Raw genomic sequence first — 1182 nt, 5'->3', positions numbered from 1 at the left:
TTTAGCTGGGATTCCTTGCGTAATCTGAAAGAGCATCCGCTGTCGACCAACCTCGTCATGGTGGCGACCGTCGTGGTCGTCGTGGCCACTCACAATCTGGCTTACGGCGTACTGGTAGGTGTGCTGCTGGCCTCCCTGTTCTTCGCAAACAAGGTCGGGCACTACCTGGATATCAAGAGCACTCTTGAAGAGACGAAATCGCATCGGACTTACCGCGTCGTGGGCCAGGTGTTCTTTAGCTCTGCGGACAAGTTCACTGAGGTTTTTGACTTCAAGGAGGCGCTCAACAAGGTCACCATCGATCTCACACAGGCGCATTTCTGGGATATCACCGCCGTCGCAGCGCTGGATAAGGTCGTGATCAAGTTCCGACGCGAAGGCGCTGAGGTTGAAGTGCTCGGTCTCAATGAAGCCAGCGCGACAATCGTTGACCGCTTCGGCGTGCATGACAAACCCGGTGCCATCGACAAGCTCATGAGCCACTAAGGAGAACGACAATGACCCGCGTAATGGCATGCATTGATAACTCACAATCCTCATTGGCGGTCTGCGATTACGCAGCATGGGCCTCGCAACGACTCAGCGCTCCCCTGACCTTGCTTCATGTGCTGGATAAGGAGAAATATCCTGCATCCGCTGACCTCAGCGGCAATATCGGTCTCGGTAGCAGAGAACATCTGCTGGAAGAGTTGGCCATGCTGGATGCGCAGCGGGCAAAACTGGCGTTGGAGCATGGGCAGCACATGCTTGAAAAAGCTCGCGAGCGAACAGTTCACTCTGGCGCCATGTCACCTGATATGAAGCAGCACCATGGCCATCTCGTCGAGAGCCTGAGCGATCTCCAAGACGATATTCGGTTACTGGTGATTGGAAGAGTCGGTGAGGACAGCACGCGCAGTGCCCAAAGTCTTGGCAGCCAGATTGAAGCGATAGTCCGAACTATCCACCGCCCCACCCTGATTACAACCAGCCATTTCAGGAAACCTGAAACGGTCATGGTGGCATTTGACGGCAGCGCAACAGGCCACAAGACCTTACAGATGCTTGCTTCAAGCCCGCTGTGCGAAGGCCTGCCAATTCATATCGTCATGGTTGGAACGGATTCTGAAGACAACCAGAACGCGCTGGAGAAGGCACGAACCACGCTTGCGTCTTCCGGCTCGCTGGTGCATTCCGAGATCC

2 protein-coding genes are annotated in these 1182 nt (G+C 55.2%); both read left to right on the top strand.

The window, feature by feature from the left end; all coding sequences use genetic code 11:
• The coding region (locus tag QWI17_RS23540; RefSeq protein ID WP_302724987.1) for an STAS domain-containing protein at positions 1 to 486 on the top strand (486 nt) is incomplete at its 5' end.
• A gap of 11 nt (positions 487 to 497) precedes the next feature.
• A partial coding sequence (locus tag QWI17_RS23535; protein WP_302724986.1) for a universal stress protein occupies positions 498 to 1182 on the top strand: 685 nt, incomplete at its 3' end.

This window comes from Gilvimarinus gilvus (genome assembly GCF_030518155.1).
GTDB lineage: Bacteria > Pseudomonadota > Gammaproteobacteria > Pseudomonadales > Cellvibrionaceae > Gilvimarinus > Gilvimarinus gilvus.
The sequence above is the reverse complement of the archived record's forward strand: the minus strand, read 5'-3'. Positions and strand labels throughout refer to the sequence as shown.